This is a genomic window from Streptomyces sp. NRRL F-5123 (genome assembly GCF_000721495.1).
GTDB lineage: Bacteria > Actinomycetota > Actinomycetes > Streptomycetales > Streptomycetaceae > Actinacidiphila.
On record NZ_JOHY01000005.1, the window covers coordinates 129,907 to 153,874 of the forward strand.

At 73.3% G+C, this 23,968-nt stretch carries 19 protein-coding genes; 7 read left to right on the forward strand and 12 right to left on the reverse strand.

Annotation, left to right across the window (positions count from 1 at the left end):
- Positions 1–27 precede the first annotated feature (27 nt).
- Positions 28–3,036, forward strand: coding sequence for a carbohydrate binding domain-containing protein (locus IH54_RS0106890; protein ID WP_420711716.1), 3,009 nt, complete (start codon positions 28–30; stop codon positions 3,034–3,036).
- 55 nt (positions 3,037–3,091) lie between these two features.
- On the opposite strand, the gene IH54_RS0106895 is transcribed toward IH54_RS0106890, so the two are convergent.
- The 3 genes from IH54_RS0106895 to IH54_RS0106905 all read right to left on the reverse strand — a co-directional run bounded on the left by IH54_RS0106895 (position 3,092) and on the right by IH54_RS0106905 (position 6,483).
- Positions 3,092–3,655 (reverse strand): NADAR family protein, encoded by a 564-nt coding sequence (locus IH54_RS0106895; protein WP_031513854.1) that lies wholly within the window; start codon positions 3,653–3,655, stop codon positions 3,092–3,094.
- A gap of 80 nt (positions 3,656–3,735) precedes the next feature.
- Positions 3,736–3,918, reverse strand: a complete 183-nt coding sequence (locus tag IH54_RS0106900) for a hypothetical protein (RefSeq protein WP_031513856.1) — start codon at positions 3,916–3,918, stop codon at positions 3,736–3,738.
- 168 nt (positions 3,919–4,086) lie between these two features.
- Positions 4,087–6,483, reverse strand: coding sequence for a Tex family protein (locus IH54_RS0106905; protein ID WP_234343388.1), 2,397 nt, complete (start codon positions 6,481–6,483; stop codon positions 4,087–4,089).
- A gap of 354 nt (positions 6,484–6,837) precedes the next feature.
- On the opposite strand from IH54_RS0106905, the gene IH54_RS0106910 reads away from it, so the two are divergent.
- Positions 6,838–7,881, forward strand: a complete 1,044-nt coding sequence (locus tag IH54_RS0106910; RefSeq protein WP_052397149.1) for a fatty acid desaturase family protein — start codon at positions 6,838–6,840, stop codon at positions 7,879–7,881.
- 22 nt (positions 7,882–7,903) lie between these two features.
- On the opposite strand, the gene IH54_RS0106915 is transcribed toward IH54_RS0106910, so the two are convergent.
- Entirely contained in the window at positions 7,904–9,328 is a 1,425-nt protein-coding gene (locus IH54_RS0106915) for a M1 family metallopeptidase (RefSeq protein ID WP_031513863.1), read from the reverse strand.
- A 162-nt stretch (positions 9,329–9,490) separates the two neighbouring features.
- On the opposite strand from IH54_RS0106915, the gene IH54_RS0106920 reads away from it, so the two are divergent.
- The gene (locus IH54_RS0106920; RefSeq protein WP_043180026.1) at positions 9,491–10,249 is read left to right on the forward strand and encodes a MerR family transcriptional regulator; all 759 of its coding nucleotides are present in this window, start codon (positions 9,491–9,493) and stop codon (positions 10,247–10,249) included.
- 31 nt (positions 10,250–10,280) lie between these two features.
- Here the strand turns inward: IH54_RS0106920 and IH54_RS0106925 are convergent, their stop codons facing one another.
- The 3 genes from IH54_RS0106925 to IH54_RS0106935 all read right to left on the reverse strand — a co-directional run bounded on the left by IH54_RS0106925 (position 10,281) and on the right by IH54_RS0106935 (position 14,963).
- Complete coding sequence (locus IH54_RS0106925) at positions 10,281–12,464, reverse strand: 3-hydroxyacyl-CoA dehydrogenase NAD-binding domain-containing protein (protein WP_031513867.1); 2,184 nt, start codon at positions 12,462–12,464, stop codon at positions 10,281–10,283.
- A gap of 41 nt (positions 12,465–12,505) precedes the next feature.
- Positions 12,506–13,720: an acetyl-CoA C-acetyltransferase gene (locus IH54_RS0106930; protein ID WP_031513869.1), complete on the reverse strand. Its 1,215-nt coding sequence runs from the start codon at positions 13,718–13,720 to the stop codon at positions 12,506–12,508.
- Between the two features lie 94 nt (positions 13,721–13,814).
- Positions 13,815–14,963, reverse strand: coding sequence for a CaiB/BaiF CoA transferase family protein (locus IH54_RS0106935; protein WP_107060120.1), 1,149 nt, complete (start codon positions 14,961–14,963; stop codon positions 13,815–13,817).
- A gap of 377 nt (positions 14,964–15,340) precedes the next feature.
- On the opposite strand from IH54_RS0106935, the gene IH54_RS0106940 reads away from it, so the two are divergent.
- Both IH54_RS0106940 and IH54_RS0106945 read left to right on the forward strand, forming a co-directional pair.
- The gene (locus IH54_RS0106940; protein WP_031513873.1) at positions 15,341–15,706 is read left to right on the forward strand and encodes a nuclear transport factor 2 family protein; all 366 of its coding nucleotides are present in this window, start codon (positions 15,341–15,343) and stop codon (positions 15,704–15,706) included.
- A gap of 45 nt (positions 15,707–15,751) precedes the next feature.
- Positions 15,752–17,209: an MFS transporter gene (locus IH54_RS0106945; protein WP_031513878.1), complete on the forward strand. Its 1,458-nt coding sequence runs from the start codon at positions 15,752–15,754 to the stop codon at positions 17,207–17,209.
- Between the two features lie 106 nt (positions 17,210–17,315).
- On the opposite strand, the gene IH54_RS0106950 is transcribed toward IH54_RS0106945, so the two are convergent.
- The 5 genes from IH54_RS0106950 to IH54_RS0106970 all read right to left on the reverse strand — a co-directional run bounded on the left by IH54_RS0106950 (position 17,316) and on the right by IH54_RS0106970 (position 21,626).
- A complete protein-coding gene (locus IH54_RS0106950; RefSeq protein WP_031513880.1) occupies positions 17,316–17,756 on the reverse strand; it encodes a nitroreductase family deazaflavin-dependent oxidoreductase in 441 nt (146 codons plus the stop codon).
- A gap of 74 nt (positions 17,757–17,830) precedes the next feature.
- Positions 17,831–18,397, reverse strand: coding sequence for a PspA-associated protein PspAB (gene pspAB / locus IH54_RS0106955; RefSeq protein WP_031513882.1), 567 nt, complete (start codon positions 18,395–18,397; stop codon positions 17,831–17,833).
- Positions 18,397–19,296 carry a zinc metalloprotease HtpX gene (gene htpX / locus IH54_RS0106960; RefSeq protein ID WP_031513885.1) on the reverse strand — a complete coding sequence of 300 codons (900 nt, stop codon included), beginning with the start codon at positions 19,294–19,296 and terminating at the stop codon, positions 18,397–18,399. The genes pspAB and htpX overlap by 1 nt, the downstream gene beginning before the upstream one ends.
- Before the next feature lie 129 nt (positions 19,297–19,425).
- On the reverse strand, positions 19,426–20,379 hold the full coding sequence (locus IH54_RS0106965; protein WP_031513886.1) for a quinone oxidoreductase family protein: 954 nt from the start codon (positions 20,377–20,379) through the stop codon (positions 19,426–19,428).
- A 77-nt stretch (positions 20,380–20,456) separates the two neighbouring features.
- Positions 20,457–21,626 (reverse strand): citrate synthase, encoded by a 1,170-nt coding sequence (locus IH54_RS0106970; protein ID WP_031513888.1) that lies wholly within the window; start codon positions 21,624–21,626, stop codon positions 20,457–20,459.
- 112 nt (positions 21,627–21,738) lie between these two features.
- Between IH54_RS0106970 and IH54_RS0106975 the strand changes: the two genes are divergently transcribed.
- Together IH54_RS0106975 and trxA are read left to right on the forward strand one after the other, a co-directional pair.
- On the forward strand, positions 21,739–23,118 hold the full coding sequence (locus IH54_RS0106975; protein WP_031513891.1) for a citrate/2-methylcitrate synthase: 1,380 nt from the start codon (positions 21,739–21,741) through the stop codon (positions 23,116–23,118).
- Positions 23,119–23,546: 428 nt separating this feature from the next.
- Positions 23,547–23,921 (forward strand): thioredoxin, encoded by a 375-nt coding sequence (gene trxA / locus IH54_RS0106985; RefSeq protein ID WP_031513896.1) that lies wholly within the window; start codon positions 23,547–23,549, stop codon positions 23,919–23,921.
- Positions 23,922–23,968 lie beyond the last annotated feature (47 nt).

Below are 23,968 nucleotides of genomic sequence, written 5' to 3' on the forward strand. Positions count from 1 at the left end.
CTGTTCGAGGAGCACATCGTGACCCTCCTGACGCGCCATCACCGCAGAGCCAGGCCCGGCCCGCTGACGCTGCTGCTCGCCGCGCTCTGCGCGCTCGTGGCCGCGCTGCTTCCCGCGCTTCCCGGAACCGGCGCCCGCGCAGCCGCGGCGACCGACGCCGGCAACACCGCCACCGTCTTCTACTCCACGACGTCCACCGGCTGGGCGACCTACAACCTGCACTGGGCACCGGACGGCGACAGCTGGACCGCTGTCCCCGGTGTCACCATGGAGTCCGCGTGCGCCGGCTGGGTGAAGAGGACCGTCGACCTGGGCGCGGCCACCGGGTGGCAGGCCACCTTCAACAACGGCCAGGGCACCTGGGACAACAACGGCGGCAAGAACTACGCCCTGGGCACCGGCACCATCACCGTCAAGGACGGGGCCGTCGCCCACAGCGACCCCTGCGCCGGCGGCGCCACCGACCCGCCGCCCGGCACGTCCGCGACGGTCTTCTACTCCACCGCGACGGTCGGCTGGACGACCGTCAACCTGCACTACGCGCCCGTCGGCAAGGCCTGGACGACCGTTCCGGGTGTCGGCATGGAACCGGCCTGCACGGGTTGGGTGAAGAAGACCGTCGACCTGGGCGGGGCATCGGGGCTGGCGGCGACCTTCAACAACGGCAACGGCACGTGGGACAACGACAACGGCGCCAACTACGCGCTGGGCACGGGCGTCAGCACCGTCAAGGACCACAAGGTCACCGCCGGCGCCAATGATCCCTGCGCGGCGGTCGTGCCCGACACCACCGCGCCGAGCGTGCCGAGCGCGGTCAAGGCCACGGCCACCGACACCGCGGTGGTGCTGGCCTGGGATCCGTCCACGGACGACACCGGGGTGACGGGCTACCAGGTCACCCGCACCGGCGGCAGCAAGGGCACGGTGGTGACGAGCGTGGGCTCCACCGTCTTCTCGGAGTCCGGCCTGGAGGAGGCCACCACCTACACGTACACCGTCGTCGCCCTGGACGCGGCCGGAAACGTGTCGGCGGCATCCGCCCCGGCGAGCGCGGCCACCGGCCACGCCCCACCGCCCGCCACCTCCGGCGAGATGATCGGCACGGACCCGCGCAAGGACCCGATCTACTTCGTGCTGACCGCGCGGTTCTACGACGGCGACACGAGCAACGACCGGGGCGGAAACCAGGACGTGGCCTCGGGAAACGCCGCCAACCACGACCCGATGTTCCGCGGCGACTTCAAGGGGCTGGTCCAGAAGCTGGACTACGTCAAGGCGCTCGGCTTCTCGGCGATCTGGATCACCCCGGTGGTCCTCAACCGCAGCGACTACGACTACCACGGCTACCACGGGTACGACTTCTACCGGGTCGACCCGCGGCTGGAATCGGCGGGGGCGTCCTACCAGGACCTCATCAACGCCGCGCACGCCAAGGGCATCAAGATCTACCAGGACGTCGTCTACAACCACAGCTCCCGGTGGGGCGCCAAGGGGCTGTTCACCCCGACCGTCTACGGGGTGCGGGACGCGCAGTGGTCCTGGTACTACGACGAGAAGGAGGACGGCTTCGAGTACGACGGCCTGACGATCGATCCCAAGACCGGGAAGTCGTACTACAACGGCGACGTGTGGTCGACCGCCGAACCTTCCGGCAACACCTGCCTGAACTGGGGCAAGCCCTCTGGCCGGTACAGCCCCGAGGGCTACACCATCTACAACTGCCAGTGGCCCGGCCCGACCGACAAGCTCTTCCCCGCCGACCTCTACCACCAGTGCTGGATCGGCAACTGGGAGGGCGAGGACTCGCGGTCGTGCTGGCTCGCCGACGACCTCGCCGACTTCGACACCGAGAGCCCCACGGTACAGAACTACCTGATCGGCGCCTACAACAAGTACATCGACATGGGCGTCGACGGATTCCGCATCGACACGGCCGTCCACATCCCGCGCGTCACCTGGAACCGCCGCTTCCTGCCCGCCATCCAGCAGCGCGTGCTGCAGGACTGGGGCCAGGACAAGGCGCAGAACTTCTTCGTCTTCGGTGAGGTCGGCGCCTTCGTCAACGACAAGTGGAACCGCGGTTCGGTCAACCACTCGGCGCAGTTCTACACGTGGAAGGAGCGCAAGGAGTACAGCCCGGACGACACCGCAGCAGCGATCGAGCAGTACAACTACGAGGAGCAGCTCGGCACCGGCAACCAGCCGACGTCCACCAACGCCTTCCTCGACGGCAATGCTTACCACACGCCGGACCACAGCCGGTTCTCCGGAATGAACATCATCGACATGCGCATGCACATGAATTTCGGTGACGCGCACAACGCCTTCGACAACGGCAAGGACTCCGACGACTCGACGAACGACGCGACATACAACGTCGTCTACGTCGACAGCCACGACTACGGCCCCAACAAGTCGTCGGTGCGCTACGCCGGAGGCCAGGACGCGTGGGCCGAGAACATGGCGCTGATGTGGACCTTCCGCGGCATCCCCACGCTCTACTACGGCTCGGAGATCCAGTTCCAGGCCGGCAGGACGATCGACTGCGGACCCAGCTGCCCGCTGGCGACCACCGGCCGGGCCTACTACGGCGACCATCTGGAAGGCAGTGTCACCGCGTCGGACTACGGCCTGGTCTCCAGCGCCTCCGGCGAGGTCGCCGGCACGCTGGCCCAGCCGCTGGTCGAGCACCTGCAACGGCTCAACCGGATCCGCCGGGCGATACCGGCCCTGCAGATGGGCCAGTACAGCACGGACGGGGTCAGCGGCGGCATGTCCTTCAAGCGCCGCTACACCGACGCCGCCTCCGGGGACGACAGCTTCGCCCTGGTGACGGTGACGGACGCGGCCACCTTCACCGGGATACCGAACGGCCGCTACGTCGACGCCGTCACCGGCGACACCCGCACCGTCACGGGCGGAACCCTGGCCGTCACCGCTCCCGGCAAGGGCGACATGCGCGTCTACGTCCTCGACCTGGGCGGCAGGAACGCCGCGCCCGGCAAGATCGGCGCCGACGGCCCCTACCTGAGGTAGGGCCCGCCCGCCCGGGCCTCTCCACGGCGGGGGGCCCGGGCGGGCGTCCGGGTGGTCACGCGAGGGCGTCGCGGGCGTCCATGAGCGCGAAGCCCAGCAGGTTCAGGCCCTGCCAGCGCGCGGGGTCTGCGGCGCGCTCGTCGTCCGCCGCCAGGCCGATGCCCCAGATCCGGTCCAACGGGCTGGCTTCGACGAGCACCCGGCCGGCGGTCGCCAGCAGGTATTCCCGCAGCTCGGGGTGCTGCCCGAACTTGTGGCGGCTGCCCGCGGCGACGAGCGCGAAGCGCTCCCGCTGCCAGACCGCCTCGTCGAAACCGCGTACTTTGCGCCCGGCGGCCTTCGCAGCGCCGGGCGACGCCGCCGCCAGGATGCGCTGCTCGGCCTCCGGATCGTCGAAGAGCCGCGCCTTGCCGGCCATCATCCAGTGCTCCGCCGTGGCATAGCGGGCGCCGTCGACGATGAAGGGAGCGGGCCACCACTGGCTGAGGCAGCCGGGGCCCGCACTGCCGTCGCGCTGCGGACGGTGGCCCCAGAAATGCAGGTACTTCGCACGGGCGCCGCGCCCGACGCACGCGACCAGCTCGTCGACGGACCGCACGGTGGCGGGAAGAAGCGACATCGGACCCAACCCCTCCCAGATGGCCGCCCCGCCCGTGTCAGGGCAGGACGAGCGGCCACGCTACCGGGGTGACGTCCGGCTCAGCGACCTATTTGGCGCCGGGTGACACGGCGCAGACGGCGGCGCTGCGAGGAGTCCAGCGTCAGGTACGCCGCCGCCGGGATGCCGACGATGATCAGGAAGGACACCCACCAGGGAAGGACGATGAGCAGGATCAGTCCGACCGCCACACCACCGATGGCGACCTTCGCGCGATTCGACATCTGTCCCCGCCTCCGTTCACGGCGTCCGGCGGCCGGCCGCCGCTCCTTCGCACACTTACCGCCTACCCACCAGAACGTCCGCTCGACCGTCCTGGTTCCCGGCGTTCCAGGCGGCGCGGCGGGCCGGGCGGACCGGGTCTGTCCGGCCCACCCGGCCCGCCGCGCCGCTCAGCGCCCGCCGGTCAGACCGGCCCGGCGCAGCGCGTCGGCCATGGCGCCGTTCTGCGGTGCGGGCGCGGAACCACCGCGGCGCCCACCGCCCTGCCCCTGCCCCTGCCCCTGGCGGCCGCCGCCCTGCCGTCCTCCGCCCTGCCGTGGCGCGGTGCCGCGCCGCTCACCGACGCCACCGCCCGCGGCGCGCGGCTCGTCCTCCAGCCGCAGCGTGAGCGAGATCCGCTTGCGCGGCAGGTCGATGTCCAGCACCTTGACCCGGACGATGTCCCCAGGCTTGACGACCTCGCGCGGGTCGGAGACGTACCGGTCCGACAGCGCCGAGACATGCACCAGGCCGTCCTGGTGGACGCCGACGTCCACGAACGCGCCGAAGGCGGCCACGTTGGTCACGACGCCCTCCAGCAGCATCCCCGGCCGCAGGTCCTTCATCTCCTCCACGCCCTCCTTGAAGGCCGCGGTCTTGAACGCCGGCCGCGGGTCGCGTCCGGGCTTCTCCAGCTCGGAGAGGATGTCGGTGACGGTCGGCAGGCCGAAGGAGTCGTCCACGAAGTCCTCCGGGCGCAGCCGCCGCAGCACGGCGCCGTTGCCGATCAGCTCGGGGACGGCGGTGCCCGCGCTCCGGCCGATCCGCCGGACCACCGGATACGCCTCGGGGTGGACGGCGGACGCGTCCAGCGGGTCCTCGCCGCCGAGGATGCGCAAGAAGCCCGCGCACTGCTCGTACGCCTTCGGGCCGAGCCTGGCGACGTCCTTGAGGGCCTTGCGGCTGCGGAAGGGGCCGTTGGTGTCGCGGTGGGCGACGATGTTGGCGGCCAGGCCCTCGGTGATGCCCGAGACGCGGCGCAGCAGCGGCACCGACGCGGTGTTGACGTCCACGCCGACACCGTTCACGCAGTCCTCGACCACCGCGTCCAGCGAGCGCGACAGCTTCACCTCGGAGAGGTCGTGCTGGTACTGGCCGACGCCGATGGACCGCGGGTCGATCTTGACCAGCTCCGCCAGCGGGTCCTGGAGGCGCCGGGCGATGGACACCGCGCCGCGCAGCGACACGTCCATGCCGGGCAGCTCGGCGGACGCGTAGGCGGAAGCGGAGTAGACCGACGCGCCGGCCTCCGAGACGACGGCCTTGGTGAGCTTCAGCTCCGGGTGGCCCTTGATGAGGTCGCCCGCCAGCTTGTCGGTCTCGCGGGAGGCGGTGCCGTTGCCGATGGCGATCAGGTCGACGCTGTGCGCGGCGGCGAGCCTGGCCAGCGTGGCGAGGGATTCGTCCCAGCGGTTGCGCGGGGCGTGCGGGTAGATGGTGTCGGTCGCGACGACCTTGCCGGTGGCGTCCACGACGGCGACCTTGACGCCGGTGCGCAGGCCCGGGTCCAGGCCCATCGTGGCGCGGGTGCCGGCCGGCGCGGCGAGCAGCAGGTCGCGCAGGTTCGCGGCGAAGACCCGCACCGCCTCGTCCTCGGCCTCCTGGCGCAGTTGCACGCGCAGGTCGATGCCGAGCCGGACGAGCATGCGGGTGCGCCAGGCCCAGCGGACGGTGTCCAGCATCCAGCGGTCGCCGGGGCGGCCCCGGTCGGCGACGCCGAAGTGCTGGGCGATGCGCCGCTCGAAGCTGCTGGGGCCCTCGACGGGCTCCTCCGGCTCCAGGGTGAGGTCGAGGACCTCCTCCTTCTCGCCGCGCAGCATGGCCAGGACGCGGTGCGAGGGCAGCTTGCCGAAGGGCTCGGCGAAGTCGAAGTAGTCGGCGAACTTCGCGCCTGCCTCCTCCTTGCCCTCGCGCACCTTGGCGACCAGCCGGCCACGGCTCCACATCCGGGCGCGCAACTCGCCGACCAGGTCGGCGTCCTCGGAGAAGCGCTCGGTGAGGATGGCGCGGGCGCCCTCCAGCGCTGCCGCGGCGTCGTCCACGCCCTTCTCTGCGTCGGCGTACGGTGCCGCGGCCGCCTGCGGGTCCAGCCCCGGGTCGGCGAGCAGCGCGTCGGCGAGCGGTTCCAGCCCCGCCTCGCGGGCGATCTGGGCCTTGGTGCGCCGCTTGGGCTTGTACGGCAGGTAGATGTCCTCCAGCCGCGCCTTGGAGTCGGCCGCCATGATCTGCTCGCGCAGGGCGTCGTCGAGCTTGCCCTGTGAGTCGATGGACTCCAGCACCGCGGCGCGCCGCTCGTCCAGCTCGCGCAGATACCGCAGGCGCTCCTCCAGGTTGCGCAGCTGCTCGTCGTCGAGGGTGCCGGTGGCCTCCTTGCGGTAGCGCGCGATGAACGGCACCGTGGCCCCGCCGTCGAGCAGATCGACGGCCGCCCGTACCTGACCTTCGCGTACGCCCAGCTCCTCGGCGATCCTGCGTTCGACCGAAACGTTGCCGCTGATGATGGTGCTCCTCAGACCTGGCCAAGACACCTGCCGCTTGGCGGTTGTCCAGCATCGTAGACGCCGCCGGGCGGCGGCACCCGGCAAGGCGCCGCGGGCGGGTACGCGTCATCGGAAGTGCCGGAGCGGTCCTCGCCGAGTCGCCGGGATGGGACACTGGCCCGGGCGCGGCCGCCGCGAAGCGGCCGGGCAGAGATCGTCCGTGGCCAATACGGTCCCCTCACGGTTCTCCGGGGTGGGGATATCCCCCGCGTTCCGGGGGGACTGGCACCCCGGCAAGCCGGGTGATGGCGCCATGGTCCGCGGCGGGCGGTGGTTCGTAGCGTCGCCGTACGGCCCGTCCGGGCCGTAGGACAGACACCGCCCATCACCGAGGAGCGCCCCATGGCGATCGTCCTGACCACTCTCGAACCGACCGAGCGGGCCCCCGGCGGTGAGGCCAGCGAGTTCGCCCCGCTGCTGCGGACGGTGCGCGAGGCCGGGCTGCTGCGCCGGCGGCGCGGGCACTACGCGGTGTCGATCGCGGTGAACCTGCTGGCAATGGCCGCGGTCTGGACGGCGGTTGCCGTGGTCGGTGGCACCGGGTCGTGGTGGGTGCTGGCGCTGGCGCTGCCGGCGGCGGTGTTCTCCTCGCGCAGCGGCTTCACCGGGCACGACGCCGGGCACCAGCAGATAGCGGCGGACCGCCGCGCCAACCGGCTCATCGCGCTCTTCCACGGCAATCTGCTGCTGGGAATGGGCGCCGCGTGGTGGAGCGACAAGCACAACCGGCACCATGCCAACCCCAACCACATCGGCAAGGACCCGGACGTGGAGGTGGGCGCCCTGGTGTGGACGCGGGCGCAGGCGGTGGAACGGCAGGGCTTCGCCCGGTTCCTGACGAAGCACCAGGCGCGGCTGTTCTTCCCGATGCTGCTGCTGGAAGGCCTCGCGCTGAAGGTGGCGAGCTTCCAGGACCTGCGGCGTCTGGACCGCCGGGAGCGGTTCGTGGAGGGCTCGCTGCTGGTCGCCCACCTGGCGGGCTACACGGCGCTGCTGCTGACCCTGCTGCCCTGGCCGCAGGCGGTGGCCTTCGCCGCGCTGCACCACGCCCTCTTCGGGCTGCACCTGGGGTGCGCGTTCGCCCCCAACCACAAGGGCATGGAGATGCCCGAGCCGGGCGCCCGCTGGGGGCATCTGCGCCGCCAGGTACTGACCTCGCGCAACGTACGAGGCAATCCGGTGCTGGACTTCCTGCTCGGCGGGCTCAACTACCAGATCGAGCACCACCTCTTCCCGAGCATGCCGCGCCCGCACCTGCGGCTCGCCCGCCCGCTGGTGCGCGCCCACTGCGAGCGGGTCGGCGTGCGCTACACCGAGACCGGGCTGCTGGACTCCTACGCCCAGGCGCTCGGCCACATGCACTCGGTGGGCGAGCCGCTGCGCTGAACCGCGAAGGAGGCGGGCCCGCTCACAGCCGGGCGGGCTTGGCCGTGCCGAAGAGCCAGGTCGCGAACAGCGGGGTCAGGTCGCGGCCGGTGAGCCGGGCGCAATATGCCGTGAAATCGGCGGTGGACGCGTTGCCGTGGGAATGTACCGCGGCCCAGCCGCGCAGCAGGCGGTCGAACGTGGTGCCGCCGAGCGCCTGGTGCAGTTCGTAGAGCACCAGCGCGCCGCGGGCGTAGACCGGCTGGGCCGACACGTCGGCGGCCTCGGGCGGCGCGGCGGGCGGGAAGGACCATGTGGCGGGGTCGGCGAACGCCTCGGCGGCGCTCCGGGAGAGGGGCACGCCGGCGTCGTGCTCCTGCCACATCCACTCGGTCCAGGTGGCGAAACCCTCGTTGAGCCACATGTCCTGCCAGCTGCGCGGGGTGACGGAGTCGCCGAACCACTGGTGCGACAACTCGTGCACCAGGGTCGTGACGTCGACCGCGGGCCCGTCGCCGTCACCGGGGAAGACGGGACGGTTCTGCGTCTCCAGCGCGTAGCCGACCGCACCGCGGGGCAGGTGGTCGACGATCGCGCCGGACGAGGCGAACGGGTAGGGGCCGAACCGGCCGGTCTCCCAGTCCAGGATCTCCGGCAGCCGGGCCAGCGCGGCGGTGGTCGTGGCGTCCGCCGCACGCGGGTCGACGGCCGTGTAGAGGGGGACCCCGCCGGGCGTGCGGGAGCGGCTGACGGTGTAGTGCCCGATGCCGACGGTGGCCAGGTACGTGGCCATGGGCGCGGTGCTGCGCCAGTGGAAGGCGGTACGGCCGCCCGCCGTGCGGGTGCCCGCGAGCTCGCCGTTGGAGACGACGGTCAGACCGGTCGGCACGGACACGGTGAGATCGAAGGCCGCCTTGTCGGAGGGGTGGTCGTTGCCGGGGAACCACCCCATGGAGCCGACCGGTTCGCCGAGCGCCAGAGCGCCGTCGTCGGTGCGGAACCAGCCCTCGTGCGAGCCGTCGGGGTCCGTGACCAGGCGCGGCACGCCGGCGTACGCGACGGTGACGTCGAAGTGCGAACCCCGGCGCAATGCACCGGCCGGGCGCACGGTCAGCTCGGTGCCGGAGCGGGTGGTGCGGGCGGTGCGCCCGTCCACGCTCACCCGGCTCACGGCCAGGCCCGCGAGGTCGAGGTTCAGCCGCGTGAGGTCCTGCGTCGCGGTGGCACTGACCACGGCGGTACCGGACAGCCGGCCGGTCCCGGGGTCGTAGGACAGCTCGAGACCGTAGTGCGCCACGTCGTAGCCGCCGTTGCCCGCGCCGGGGAAGAGCCGGTCGCCGAGCCCCGTGGCGCCTGCCGTGGGTTCCGGGGAGCCGCCGCCGGAGCAGGACGTCGGGCAGGCCAGCAGCGCGGCCGCCAGGCAGCCGGCGGCGAAGCGCGGGGCGCGGGCGGTACGGGGTCGGGGCACGCAGGTCAGCGTACGAGGCGCGGCCCGGCGGCAGGCGGCCGCGGGGCGGGGTGGCGTACGGGCCCGGGCCTGGACGGGGCCGCGGCGCGGACCAGGGCGGAGTCCGTGCGGGGACCTGACGGGCGCCTTTCACGGGGGCGGCGGCGCGGCAATACTGATGCGGTGCCGCAGACCGCCCTGACCGTCGACGAGCTGGCCGCCCGTGCCGGGGTGACCGTCCGCACCGTCCGCTTCTACAGCGCTCGCGGCCTGCTGCCGCCGCCGGAGATCGGCCCGCGCCGAGTGGGGCGGTACGGGCCCGGGCACCTGTCCCGGCTGGCGCTGATCGGCGAGTTGCGGCAGCAGGGCCTGACGCTCGCGGCGGTCGAGCGCTATCTGGCGCAACTGCCGGCCGGTGTCGGCGAGCACGATCTGGCGATCCACCGGGCGCTCGTGGCGTCCTGGCTGCCGGAGGGCAGCGCGCGGCTGGACCGCGGCGAGCTGGAGCGGCGGGCGGGCCGCCCGCTCGGCGAGGCGGACGTGGCACGGCTGGTGGCGATGACGGTGCTGGAGCGCACCGCGGACCCGGGCGTCTTCGTCGCCGACCCGGGCGTCCTGCACCTGGGGCTGCGGCTGCTGGACACGCCCGTCCCGCTGGATGCCATCGTCGCGGCCCGGGAGGCGCTCCAGGAGCACGCACGCGCGGCGGCCGGCGCGATCAGCCGGATCTTCCGCGAGACGGTGGGCGGGCCGGGCCGGGAGACAGGCCCGGATCCCGCGGCGCGGTCGCTGTCGGCGCAGATGCAGCCGCTGGTCGTGCAGGCGCTCGTGACGGCCTTCCAGCGGTCGCTGAAGGAGCAGCTGTGGGCCGGCCGGCTCGCACCAGCCACCGAGGACGCCCAGGACGCCCGGAGCGCCGCAGAACGCGCCGGGCGGCCCTGAGCGGCCGCTCCGGCGCGATCTGCGGCGCGGATCAGCGCGTCCGGGCGCCGTCGGTGAACGTCCCGCCGCGCTCGGCCGTGGTGACCAGCAGCGCGGGCGGGGTGAAGCGCTCGCCGTAGGCGGCGGCCAGCTCGCGCGCGCGGGCGGTGAAGCCGGCCACGCCGCCCGGGTAGCCGTTGATGTACTGCAGGACGCCGCCGGTCCAGGCGGGGAAGCCGATGCCGAGCACCGAGCCGATGTTGGCGTCGGCGACCGAGGTGAGCACGCCCTCCTCCAGCAGCCGCACGCTGTCCAGCGACTCGGCGAAGAGCATCCGCTCCTTGAGGTCCTCCAGCGGGATCTGCGCGCCGGGCTTCCCGAAGTGCTCGGCCAGGCCCGGCCAGAGCCCGGTTCTGCGGCCGTCCGCGTAGTCGTAGAAGCCCGCGCCGCCGCTGCGGCCCGTGCGGCCGAAGTCGTCGACCATGCGGTCGATGACCGCCTCGGCGGGGTGCGGGGTCCAGACGCCGCCGGCCTCCTCGACCGCGGCGCGGGTCTCGCGGCTGATCCGGACGAAGAGCGTCAGGGTCAGCTCGTCCAGCAGCGACAGCACCTTGGCCGGGTAGCCGGCCTGCGCCGCGGCCTGCTCGACGGACGCGGCGGGGACGCCCTCGGCGAGCATCGCGACGCCCTCGTTGATGAAGTGGCTGATCACCCGGGAGGTGAAGAAGCCGCGCGAGTCGTTGACGACGATGGGCGTCTTGCGGATCTGCCGCACCAGGTCGAAGGCGCGGGCCAGCGCCTCGTCGCCGGTCTGCGCGCCCTTGATGATCTCCACCAGCGGCATCTTGTCGACCGGCGAGAAGAAGTGCAGCCCGATGAAGTCGGCGCGGCGCTCCACGCCTTCCGCGAGCCGGCTGATCGGCAGCGTGGAGGTGTTGGAGCACAGCAGCGCGTCGGGCGCGACGATGTGCTGGACCTCCTGGAAGACCTTGTGCTTGAGGGCTGCGTCCTCGAAGACCGCCTCGATGACGGCGTCGCAGCCGGCCAGGTCGGCGGGCTCCGCGGTCGGGGTGATGCGGGCGAGGAGCGCGTCGCGCTTCTCCGGCGTGGTGCGCCCCTTGGCGAGGGCCTTGTCCAGCAGCCGTTCGGAGTAGACCTTGCCGCGGGTGGCCGCCTCGGGGGTGACGTCCTTGAGGACGACGTCGATGCCCGCCCGGGCGCAGGCGTACGCGATGCCGGCGCCCATCATGCCGGCGCCGAGGACGGCGACCCTGGTGACCGGGCGCGCGGGGACGCCGGCCGGGCGGCCCGCGCCGGAGTTGACGGCCTGCATGTCGAAGAAGAAGGCCTGGATCATGTACTTCGACGTCGGGCCGCAGGCGAGTTCGGTGAAGTAGCGGGCCTCGATGAGCTGTGCGGTGTCGATGTCGACCTGGGAGCCCTCGACGGCGGCGGCGAGGATGTTGCGCGGCGCCGGGTAGGGGGCGCCCGCGAGCTGCTTGCGCAGGTTGGCCGGGAAGGCGGGCAGGTTGGCGGCGAAGGCGGGGCTCTTGGGGGTGCCGCCGGGGATCTTGTAGCCGGGCTCGTCCCAGGGTTGCCGGGCCTGCGGGTGGGTGTCGACGTACGCGCGGGCCGCGGCGAGCAGCGCGTCGCGGTCGGCGGCGACCTCGTGGATCAGGCCCGCGGCGAGGGCGCGCGGCGCCGAGTACTGGGTGCCCTGGAGCAGCACTTTGAGGAGCGCGTCGGCGATGCCGAGCAGGCGCACGGTCCTGACGACCCCGCCGCCTCCGGGCAGCAGGCCGAGGGTGACCTCGGGCAGGCCGATCTTCGTGCCGGGCGAGTCGAGGGCGACGCGGTGGTGGCAGGCCAGCGCGATCTCGTAACCGCCGCCGAGCGCGGCGCCGTTGATCGCGGCGACGACGGGCTTGCCGAGGGTCTCCAGGCGCCGCAGCGCGCGCTTGACGCGCATGCTGCCGGCGAGGACGTCGGCGGCGTCGTCCGGGGTGGCGCGGATCAGGTCACGCAGGTCGCCGCCCGCGAAGAAGGTCTTCTTCGCGGAGGTGACGACGACCCCGCGGATGCCTTCGGCCTCGGCTTCGAGGCGGTCGACGACCGCGTCGAGGGAGGCGGCGAACGCGGCGTTCATCGTGTTGGCCGATTGCGCCGGGTCGTCCAGGACGAGGGTGACGACGCCGTCCGCGTCCTGCTCCCAGCGGATGGTGGTGGGCTCGCTCATGTCGGGTGGCTCCGTAGCGGCGGGGTGGGGGCGGGGGCGGGTCAGAGGCGTTCGACGACGGTGGCGATGCCCATGCCGCCGCCGACGCAGAGGGTCACCAGGCCGTAGCGCAGGTCACGGCGCTCCAGCTCGTCGACGACGGTGCCGAGCAGCATCGCGCCGGTCGCGCCGAGCGGGTGCCCCAGGGCGATGGCGCCGCCGTTGACGTTGACCTTGTCGAGCCCGACACCCATGTCGGCGGCGAAGCGCAGCACGACGGCGGCGAAGGCCTCGTTCATCTCGATCAGGTCGATGTCGTCGATGGTCAGGCCGGCCTTGGCGAGCGCCTTGCGGCTGGCGGGCGCGGGACCGGTGAGCATGATGGTGGGCTCGGACCCGGACACGGCGGCCGAGACGATACGGGCGCGGGGCGCCAGCCCGTAGCGCTCGCCGATCTCACGGCTGCCGATGGCGACGAGCGCGGCGCCGTCGACGATGCCGGAGGAGTTGCCCGCGTGGTGGACGTGGTCGATCTTCTCGACCCAGTGGTACTTCTGCAGGGCCACGGCGTCGAAACCGCCCAGTTCGCCGATGTCGGCGAAGGACGGTTTGAGGGCGGCCAGCGACTCGGGCGAGGTGCCGGGGCGCAGGTGCTCGTCGCGGTCGAGGACGACCAGGCCGTTGCGGTCCCGCACGGGCACCACGGAGCGGGCGAAGCGGCCGTCCTTCCATGCCTCGGCGGCCCGCTCCTGGGACAGCGAGGCGTAGCTGTCGACGTCGTGCCGGGTGAAGCCGCCGAGGGTCGCGATGAGGTCGGCGCCGATGCCCTGCGGGACGAAGCCGACCTCGAAGTTGGTCATCGGGTCCATCATCCAGGCGCCGCCGTCGCTGGCCATCGGGACGCGCGACATCGACTCGACGCCGCCGGCGAGCACCAGGTCCTCCCAGCCGGAACGGACCTTCGCGGCGGCCATGTTGACCGCTTCGAGGCCGGAGGCGCAGAAGCGGTTCTCCTGAACGCCGGCCACGGTGTCCGGCAGGCCCGCTGCGACGGCGGCGACGCGGGCGATGTCGGAGCCCTGGTCGCCGACCGGGCTGACGACGCCGAGCACGATGTCGTCGATCGCGGCCGGGTCGAGTCCGGGGTGCCGCTCGCGCAGCTCCCGGATGAGGCCGACGACCAGGTCGATCGGCTTGGTTCCGTGCAGCGATCCGTTGGCCTTGCCGCGCCCTCGGGGGGTGCGGACGGCGTCGTAGACGTAGGCGTCGGTGCTCAACGTCGGGCCTTTCTGTGCGGGTCCGGTGCGGGCGGCGGGGCCGGCTTCTGACGGGTCGGTGCGCCGCGGGACGCGGCATGTGTGCGGTCGTACCTCATGGGCGGTCGGGGACGGGACCGGACGGCCGTGCTCCGCCACCGTCCTGGCGGTCCGTCAGGGCGGGGACGTCCCAGTCGAGGGCCACCTCCGCAGTGTGCGCGCCCGGCAGGGCCGGCGGGCGGCGCAGCGCGGCGGGTGTCGCCGAGAAGCGGGGCGCGGGCGCGGGCTGGACGGTGCCGCCCACCTCGGTGAAGGTGCCGCGCGCCGCCAGGTGCGGATGCCGCGGGGCCTCGGTGAGGGACAGGACGGGCGCGGCGCAGGCGTCGGTGCCGGCGAAGACCGCCGTCCACTCGTCGCGGCTGCGGGTGCGGAAGCGGGCGGCCACCGCGGTGCGCAGTTCGGGCCAGCGGGCCGGGTCGTCCCGGAGCGCGGCCTGCTGCGCGGTCAGGCCGAGCAGCGTCGCGAAGGTGTCGTAGAAGCGCTGTTCGAGGGCGCCCACGGCCATGTGGCCGCCGTCGGAGGTCGCGTACACGCCGTAGAAGGGCGCGCCGCCGTCCAGCAGGTTGGCTCCTCTGCGGTCCTGCCAGACACCGGCCGCGGCCATGCCGTGCAGCAGGGTCGCGAGGTGGGCGGTGCCGTCCACGATCGCGGCGTCGACGACCTGGCCCGCGCCGTGGGTGCGGGCGTGGTGCAGGGCGGCGAGCACCCCGGTGACGAGGTAGAGCGCGCCGCCTGCGTAGTCGCCGAGCAGGTTCGCGGGGGCGGTGGGGGCGCCGTCCGCGGGGCCGCTCAGGGCGAGGGCGCCGGTGATCGCGATGTAGCCGATGTCGTGTCCGGCGCTGGCGGCGAGCGGTCCGTCCTGGCCCCAGCCGGTCATCCGGCCGTAGACCAGCCGCGGGTTGCGCGCCAGGCACTCCGCCGGGCCCACGCCGAGGCGCTCGGCGACGCCGGGGCGGTAGCCCTCGACGAGGATGTCCGCACGCCCCGCCAGGTCGAGCGCGGCGGCGGTGCCCTCCGCTGTCTTGAGGTCGAGCAGCACCGAGCGCTTGTTGCGGTTGGTCAGGTCGGCGGCCGGGGCGACGCCCAGCCCCGGGCCGCCGGGGCGGTCGACGCGCACGACGTCGGCGCCCAGGTCGGCGAGCAGCATCGCCGCGAAGGGGCCGGGCCCGATGCCCGCCAGCTCCACCACCCGCACCCCGGCCAGCGGGCCGGGCCCGGGCGGGGCGGGCGGCGGAGACGGGTTTGACACTGACGATGTCACACCCGCGATCGTAGAAACGTGTTCCAGTTTTCGCAAGGGTCCGGCTGAGCGGGCGCTTAGTCGCGGCGCGGCGTCCCGCCCGGTACTTTGCCGCGCCGCCGCACGGGCGCCGCACTGCACGGCCCACCCACGGCCGCCCGGTACCCCCTCATGACCTGCCCATATGCGCCGCCCGGCAAGGGCGGCCGGTGTGTACACCGGTGACCGGTCGACGATTACCTAACGATGACCGATTCCGCTGCGCGGCTCGCTACGTAACTTCATGACCTGCAAGGACACGGCGCAACAAGGCGCCGGCAACAGCAGGGAGACACCCCGTCATGAGCGACATCCAGCAGCTTGCCGAGCAGTACATCGCCCTCTGGAACGAGACCGACCCGGCCGCCCGGCGCACCGCGATCGGCGCGGTCTTCGCCGCCGACGCCCGCTACACCGACCCGCTGGCCGACGTCACCGGACCCGACGCCCTGGACGCGGTGGTCGGCGCGGTGCAGGCGCAGTTCGCGGGCCTGGTCTTCACCCTGGGCCCGGTCGACGCCCACCACGACATCGCCCGCTTCACCTGGGAGCTGGGGCCGGCCGGCGGCGAGTCGCTGGTGGTCGGCTTCGACGTCATCGCCACCGGCGAGGACGGCCTGATCCAGCGCGTCCACGGCTTCCTCGACAAGGTCCCGTCCGGCGCCTGACCGGCACCGCCACCCACCGCCCCTCTTCGTGACAGGAGTTCAGCCATGGCCTCGGCCACCTCCACGCTCTCCCCGTCCGCTCCCGCGGACGCGGCACCGGCCGCCGGGCGGCCGGGGCTCGGTCTGCCGGTCCTACTGGCGGCGACCTTCATGACCTCGCTGGACCTCTTCATCGTCAACGTGGCGATACCGGCCGTGCAGGGCGACCTGCACGCCGGCACCGCGACGATCCAGTGGGTGGTGGCCGGGTTCGCCCTCGCCGTGGCCACCGGGCTGATCACCGCCGGCCGGCTCGGCGACATCCACGGCAGGCGGCGGATGTTCATGCTGGGACTCGCGCTCTTCACCGCGACCTCGGCGGCCTGCGGTCTCGCGCCGACCTCCGGGAGCCTGGTGGCGGCCCGGGTCTGCCAGGGGTTGTCCGCGGCCCTGATGGGCCCGCAGGTGCTGGCCATCCTGCAGACCGCGTGGAAGGGCAGGGCACAGGCCCGCGCCTTCGGGATGTACGGCATGACGATGGGCGTGGGCGCGGTCTTCGGGCAGCTCATCGGCGGGCTGCTGATCAAGGCGGACGTCCTCGGGCTCGGCTGGCGGGCCTGCTTCCTGATCAACGTGCCGATCGGGCTGGCGGCACTGGCCGCCACACCGCGGGCGCTGGCGGAGTCGCGGGCGCCGCGCCGCCCGCGGCTGGACAACACCGGTGTCGCGCTGTCCACAGGTGCCACGGTCACGCTGGTACTGCCGCTCATCCAGGGCCGCGCGCTGGGCTGGCCGGTCTGGACGTGGGTGTGCCTGGGCGCTTCCGTGGTGCTCTTCGCGGGCTTCGTGGCACACCAGCGCCGGGTGGGCGCGGCGGGCGGCGACCCGGTGCTGGACATCGCGCTCTTCCGGCAGCGCGGCTTCGCGGCAGGCGCCGTCGCGCAACTGGTCTTCTGGTCCGGGCAGGGCTCGTTCTTCCTCGTCCTGGCGCTGTACCTGCAGGCCGGACGCGGGCTTGAGGCGCTGGCCTCGGGCGTGGTCTTCGTGGCGATAGGCGCCGGCTACCTGCTGACCTCGACCACCGCGCACCGTATCGCCGAACGCCTGGGCAGCCGGACCGTGCCGGTCGGCGCGCTGGCCATGGCCGCGGGCCTGGGCGCGCTGTGGGCCGCGGTGCACGCCTCGGGTACCACGGGCAGCCTGTGGGAGCTGGTGCCCGGGCTCTTCCTCGACGGCGTCGGCATGGGCATGGTCATCGCCCCGCTGACCCACACCTCACTCGGCACCGTGCCCGCCCACCTGGTGGGCGCCGCCTCCGGGGTGGTGGCGACCATCCAGCAGATCAGCGGCGCACTGGGAATCGCACTGATCGGCATCGTCTTCTACGGGGCGGTGGGCGCCGGAGCCCCGGACCGCTACCCGCACGCCTTCGGCCTCGGCCTGGCCTTCCTGCTGGCCCTCGAACTGGCACTGGCCGCGCTGACCACCTGGATGGCGGTACGCAGGACGCCCGCCGACCGGTAAGCCGCACGGCAGAACGCAACGGTGAGGTAAGGGGCGCCCGTCCTGGACGGGCGCCCCTTACGCGTGCCCGGCGAGGCGCGGACCCGGAGCGCCCGCGCCGGGTCCGTCAGACGCGGGTGAGGCGGATGACCGGGATCTCCCGGCTGGTGCTCTTCTGGTAGTCCTCGTACGGCGGGTAGACCTCCACCAGGTCCGGCCAGACCTCGGCCTTCTCGTCGGGCGTCAGCACCTCGGCACGGGCCGGGAAACGCTCGCCGAGCACCCGCACGTGCACCTCGGGGTTGGTGATCAGGCTCTTGAACCACAGCGGGTTCTCGGGGGCGCCGCCCTTGGAGGCCACGATCAGGTAGTCCTCGCCGGAGCGGCCGTAGATGAGCACCGTGCGCCGCCATTCGCCGCTGCGCCAGCCCTGGTAGTCCAGCAGCAGGCAGGGCGAGCCCTTCATGTCGGTGGCCTCGGTACCGTTCGACTCCTCGTACCGCCTGGCCTGGTCCGCCACCCACGATTCGGGACTGATCTTCACGGCGGCGGGGTCGTACGTGGTCATCGGTGCGCCTCCTGACGGGTCTGTCCGGCAATCAGCCCCACCTTAGGCACGCGAGCGGCGCGGCGGCGCGGCGCTCAGCCGCCCATACCGGGAGCGCCCCAGACCGGGAACCAGCGCGCGAGGTCCTGCTCCAGCCGCAGGTCGTTCGCCACCAGGGCCTTGACCTGGAGTTCCAGTGCGTGGTCGCGCTTCTCGCCGGGCAGCGGGGCGAAGGGGTAGAAGGACCCGCGCTTGTAGAGGTAGACGAGGGCCATCCGGCGGTCCTGCGGGTCGTGCGGATCGTGGAAGGCGACCAGCGAGCACAGCAGCTGCGGGCCGAATCCGCCGGATTCCAGCGCGGAATTGACCGCGTGCAGATCCGTGACCAGGTCGTTGATCTCGTCGGGGGCGTGCCGCGACTCCAGCCAGGTGTAGCCGTAGGAGTCGCGGCTGGACTCCAGCGGCAGCAGGGCGTGCAGATCCTGCTGGATCTCGGTGAAGGCCCCGCCCTCGACGGCGGCGAAGCACACCGCACCGCGTCCGGTCGGGCGTAGCTCGCCGGCCGCCTCCAGGGTCAGCGCGGCCGAGGCCAGGCCGAAGAGCTGGTCCAGATCCGGCTTGACGGGCTTGCTGCGGCCCAGCAGCACATCCAGCAGTCCCATCAGCGGCGGTCCAGTTCGACGGTGACGGCGGCGAGTTGGGCGAGCCGCTGCTCCAGGCTGGGGTGGGTGGCGAGCAGCTTGGAGACGGTGGCGCTGGTGGTGAGGGCGGGCGCGAAGTAGAAGGCGTTGAAGGGCTCGGTGGCGCGCAGGTCCCTGGTCGGGATCGCGGCCAGCTCGCCGCTGACCTTGGTGAGCGCCGAGGCCAGCGCGGAGGGGCGGCCGGTCAGCAGGGCGGCGCTGCGGTCGGCGGACAGCTCGCGGTAGCGCGACAGCATCCGGGTGAGCAGGAAGCTGACCACGTAGACCGCGGCGCTGACCAGCGGCACCAGGACGACCAGCGCGGCGGTGCCGGGATCGCGGCTGCGCCGGAAGCCGCCCCACAGGCCGATCCTGGTGATGACTCCGGCCAGGACACCGAGGAAGGACGCGACCGTCATCACCATGACGTCCTTGTGCGCGACATGGGACAGCTCGTGCGCCACCACGCCTTCCAGCTCCTCCGGCTCCAGCCGGCGCAGCAGGCCGGTGGTCACGCACACCACCGTGTTCTTCTGGTTGCGGCCGGTCGCGAACGCGTTGGGCACGTCCGACTGCGCCACGGCCACCTTGGGCTTGGGCAGATCCGCCAGCGCGCAGATCCGGTCGACCACCCCGTGCAGCTCCGGCTGCTCCTCGGGGGTGACCTCGCGGGCGCCCATGCTGAAGGCGGCGATGCGGTCGCTGAACCAGAACTGGGCGACGAGGAGCAGCCCGGCGATGACCAGGATGATCGGCCAGGAGCCGCGCAGCAGCGCCAGCAGCGCGCCGACGAAGACGACGTACAGCAATCCGATCAGGAACATCGTGACGACCATCCGGGTCGTCAGGCCCCGGTCGGGTGCGAAGCGGTTGCGTGGCATGGGCCCCTCCCGAACTGTGCGGGGGCGCGGGTCGCGGGCGGCGGCCCTGCGTGCTCCACTGGTGGTGATTGTGCCTGCATTTTCCACTCTTGCACCGGTGCAACGTCCGCGACGACCCTCCGGTTCCGCTCATCGGGTCACGTCGAGCACCAGCTTTCCCACGGTACGCCGCGCGCGCAGGTCCTGGTGCGCGCGCGCCGCCTCCGACAGTCCGTAGACACCGCCGATCCGCGGCCGCAGCGTGCCGTCCGCGGTCATGGCCAGCAACTCGGCCAGCGGCTCGTGGTACATCCCCGGGCGGCCGACGCAGTGGGCGAGCCAGAACCCGACGACGGCCCGCGAGCGGCCCATGAGCTGAGCGGGCTCCACCGGCGTGGGCGGGACGCGGGACGCCATGCCGTACGCGACCAGACGGCCGAACGGGGCGAGCGCGGCCAGCGAGGCGTCGAAGACGGGACCGCCGGTCATCTCCAGCACGACGTCCACCTTGCGCCCGCCGTTGGCCTCGGTCAGCCGCTCGGTGAGCCCTTCGGCGTCGGCGTCGACGGCGGCGTCGGCGCCCAGCTCCAGCGCCAGGTCGCGCTTGTCCTGCGTGGAGGCGGTGGCGATGATGCGGCCGGCGCCGAAGTGCCGGGCGAGCTGCACGGCGAGCGAGCCCGTGCCGCCGGCCGCTGCGTGGACCACGACGCTCTCCCCCGCCGCCAGCCGCGCCGAAGTGCGCAGCAGGTGCCAGGCGGTCAGGCCCTGGATGATCAGCGCGAGCGCCTGCGCGTCGGTCACGCCGTCGGGCACGCCGTGCGCCATCCCCTCGTGGACGACGGCCTTCTGGGCGTAGCCGCCGTTGTCGGTGAGAGCCACCACCCGGCGGCCGTCGGCGGTGCGCCCGACGACCTCGGCGCCCGGCACGAGGGGCAACGCACTGCGCGAGAGGTAGGAATCCTCCACGGTGTGCGTGTCGGCGTAGTTCACTCCCGCCGATTCCACGTCCAGCAGCAGCTGCCCCTCTCCCGGGACGGGGTCGGGCAGTTCGGCCTCCTTCAGGACCTCCGGTCCGCCGAACTCGGTGATCTGGATCGCGCGCACGGGCGACTCCTCCCGGGTGGGCCTCGCACCGGGCACCTCCCGGCGCGATCATATTACCGACCAGTCGGTACGTACGCTCAAGCCGCGGGAACGGGGCGGGGCGGCGGGGTGCCGACGTAACGGGCGGACGGTCGGATGATCTTGCTGTCGGCCGCCTGCTCCAGGATGTTCGCACTCCAGCCGACGACCCGCGCGGCGGCGAAGGTCGGGGTGAACATCTCCCGCGGCAGCCCGCACAGCTCCATCACCACACCCGCGTAGAACTCCACGTTGATGTGCAGTTCCCGCCCCGGCTTCAGCTCGGCGAGCAACGCCTCGGCCCGCTCCTCCACCTGAACGGCGAAGTCGACCAGCTCGCCGCCGATCTCCCGGGCTATGCCCTTGAGCAGCCGCGAGCGCGGGTCCTCGGTGCGGTAGACGGGGTGGCCGAAGCCCATGATCCGTTCCCCCGCGGCGATGTGCTCACGCAGCCAGCCGTCGATACGGTCGGGTGAGCCGATCGCGTCCAGCGTGTCCAGCGCGCGACTGGGAGCCCCGCCGTGCAGCGGCCCGGACAGCGCGCCCACCGCACCGACCAGGCAGGCCGCAAGGTCGGCGCCGGTCGAGGCGATGACCCGGCCGGTGAACGTGGAGGCGTTGAAGCCGTGGTCCACGGTGGAGATCAGGTACTGCTCGACCGCCCGCGCCCGGCCGGGGTCCGGCTCCTCGCCGGTGAGCATGTAGAGGTAGTTCGCGGCACAGGGCAGGTCGTCGCGCGGTTCGACCGGTTCCAGCCCGCGGCCCAGCCGGTGCAGGGCGGTCAGCAGCGTGGGCACCGCGGCGCACGCGGCCAGCGCGTCGGCCTGCCGGGCGGCCGGATCCAGGTCGTACACCGGCCGGAAGCCGGCGGCCGCTCCCGTCAGGGACAGCGCGGTACGCAGTCCGGCGAGCGGGCCGGAGGCCCCGGTGGCCCGCGCCACGGCCGGCAGCGCCGCCCTGACCTCGGGCGACAGGTGGCGCAGTGCGGCGGTCTGCGCGGCGAAGCGGGCGCGCTCGGCGGGCGTGGGCAGCGCGCCGTGGACCATCAGGTGCCAGACGTCCTCGAAGCCGCGGCTCGCGGCCAGCTCGACCGCGGAGTACTCCCGGTAGTGGTAGAAGCCCTCGGCGCCGCGTACGTCGCCGAGCGCGGTGTCGGTGACGATCACGCCCTTCAGCCCGCGCGGGGCCTCCAGCGGGGCGGACGGGGCGGACGGCTCGGTTGTGCGCATGGGTTTTCCTCCTCGGCTCTTGATTCGACTGTCCATGATTGATTGAAATTCTGTCAACGTTGATTGGATCAATGTGGACGAGGGTTGACGGAAGATGGGTACGGTGGCGTCCATGGCTGAGAGGACGGCGGACGGCGGCGCGAGCGAGGGCGGCAGCGGCAGCGAGCGGATCGGCACGCGGGAGGCCGCGCGGCGGCTCGGGGTCAAGCCCGAGACGCTGTACGCGTACGTGAGCCGCGGACTGCTCGGCAGCAGGCGCGTACCCGGTGGGCGGGGCAGCACCTTCGACCCCGCGGAGGTGGCCGCGCTGGCCGCCCGCGGCCGGTCGGGGCCGGGCGGACCGGGCGGGGCCGAGGGGGCGGGCACGGCGGAAACGGGCGCCGCGGAGTCCGGCGGGCCGGACGGCGGCTGGGGGCGGATCCGCAGCGGCGTCACGCACATCGACACCGCCACGGGCGCGTACGCCTTCCGCGGGGTCGACGCGGTGGCGCTCGCGGAGGCCTACTCCTTCGAGGAGGTCGCGGAGTGGCTGTGGACCGGCCGGGTGCATCCGGGCACGCGCTTCACCGCTCCCCCGGCGCCGCTGGCCGCCGCCCGCGCGGCGGCGGCCGCGCTGCCGGACGGCAGCGCCCCGATGGACCGCATGCGGGTCGCGGTCGTCGCCGCGGGCTGCGCGGACCCGCTGCGCTTCGACCTCGCGCCGGAAGCGGTCCTGGCATCCGCGCGCGGGCTCATCCCGACTCTTGTCGACGCGCTGCCGCCGGCCGACGGGACGGCGGGCGACGGGACGGCGGGCGACGGGACGGCGGGCGACGCGCCGGACGCCGGCGGGACCACCGCCCGGCGGCTCTGGGCGCGGCTGACCGCGCGGGAACCGGAACCGGCGGCGCTGCGCGCACTGGACACCGCGCTGGCGCTGCTCATCGACCACGGCCTGGCCGCGTCGACGCTCGCGGTACGGGTCGCGGCCTCGGCGCGCGCGCACCCGTACGCCGCGGTGTCCGCGGGGCTCGGCGCGCTCGACGGCCCGCTGCACGGGCAGGCCAGCGGGCTGGCGCACCGCATGCTCCGGGAGGTGCTGGACCGCGGCAGCGCGGGACCGGTGGTCGCCGGGTACCTGCGCGCCGGGCAGCGCCTGCCCGGGCTCGGCCACCGGCTCTACCGCGGCGAGGACCCGCGGGCGCGGCTGCTCCTCGCCCGGCTCGCGGAGGTGCCGGACGCGGCGGACGCGCTCGCCGCTGCGCGCGACACGGCCGACACGGTGGCCCGGCACAAGCCGCTGCACGCCAACGTCGACCTGGCCCTCGCGGTGCTCTCCGTGGCCTCCGGGATGCCCGCGGAAGCCGGCGAGGCGGTCTTCGCGGTGAGCCGCACCGCGGGGTGGATCGCCCACGCCCTGGAGGAGTACGCCGAGCCCCCGCTCCGCCTCCGTCCCACCGGCACGTACGCGGGTCCCCCGCCGCCCCAGCCCTTGCCCCGGCCGGCGGGCTAGAGCGGGCTGGACTCCCGCGGAGGCGCCGACCCGCCCCGAGAACGCTCGCCCCGCGGCGCAGTGGCCCCACAGGGCAAACCCCCGGAGGCCCTCAGGGCTATGTGCGGGTCACGTGGGGGACGTGGGCGACCAGAGCGGACCATTCGGGGTCGGTCTGGCCGGGGACCATGCGGCCGGCGGTGCGCCACTGGGCGGCGAGGGCCGCGAAGACGGGGGGCTCCGCCGCGGGGTGCAGAACCGTTCCGGCGGGCGGAGGTGCCGTTGCCGGGTCCGGCTGGCGTGTCCATTTCGTCTGCGTCGGTGCCATGCACGGTCCAACGAGCGGGCCCCGCAGCCCGCCCCGTCGCGGCGGACGGCATCACCCGAACGGGTGAAGAACCCGGCCGCGGGGGCGGAATTTCCCGGCGGTGCCACCCGTTGTGGGGGTCATGAGCACTGTGGAGCTGACCAAGGAGAACTTCGACGAGGTCGTGTCTTCGCACGACTTCGTCCTCATCGACTTCTGGGCCGCCTGGTGCGGCCCGTGCCGGATGTTCGCCCCGGTGTACGACAAGTCGTCGGACAAGCACGACGACCTCGTCTTCGCGAAGGTGGACACCGAGGCTCAGCCCGAGCTGGCACAGGCCTTCGGGATCCAGTCGATCCCGACCCTGATGATCATCCGGGAGAAGGTCGCCGTCTTCGCGCAGCCGGGCGCGCTGCCCGAGCCCGCGCTGGAGGACGTCATCTCGCAGGCCCGCGCACTCGACATGGCCGAGGTCCACAAGTCCGTGCAGCAGGCCCAGGCCGAGCAGAAGGGCTGACGGCCCGCCCCCGAAGAGCCCGGCAGGCGCCCGCGCGCCGCCGGGCT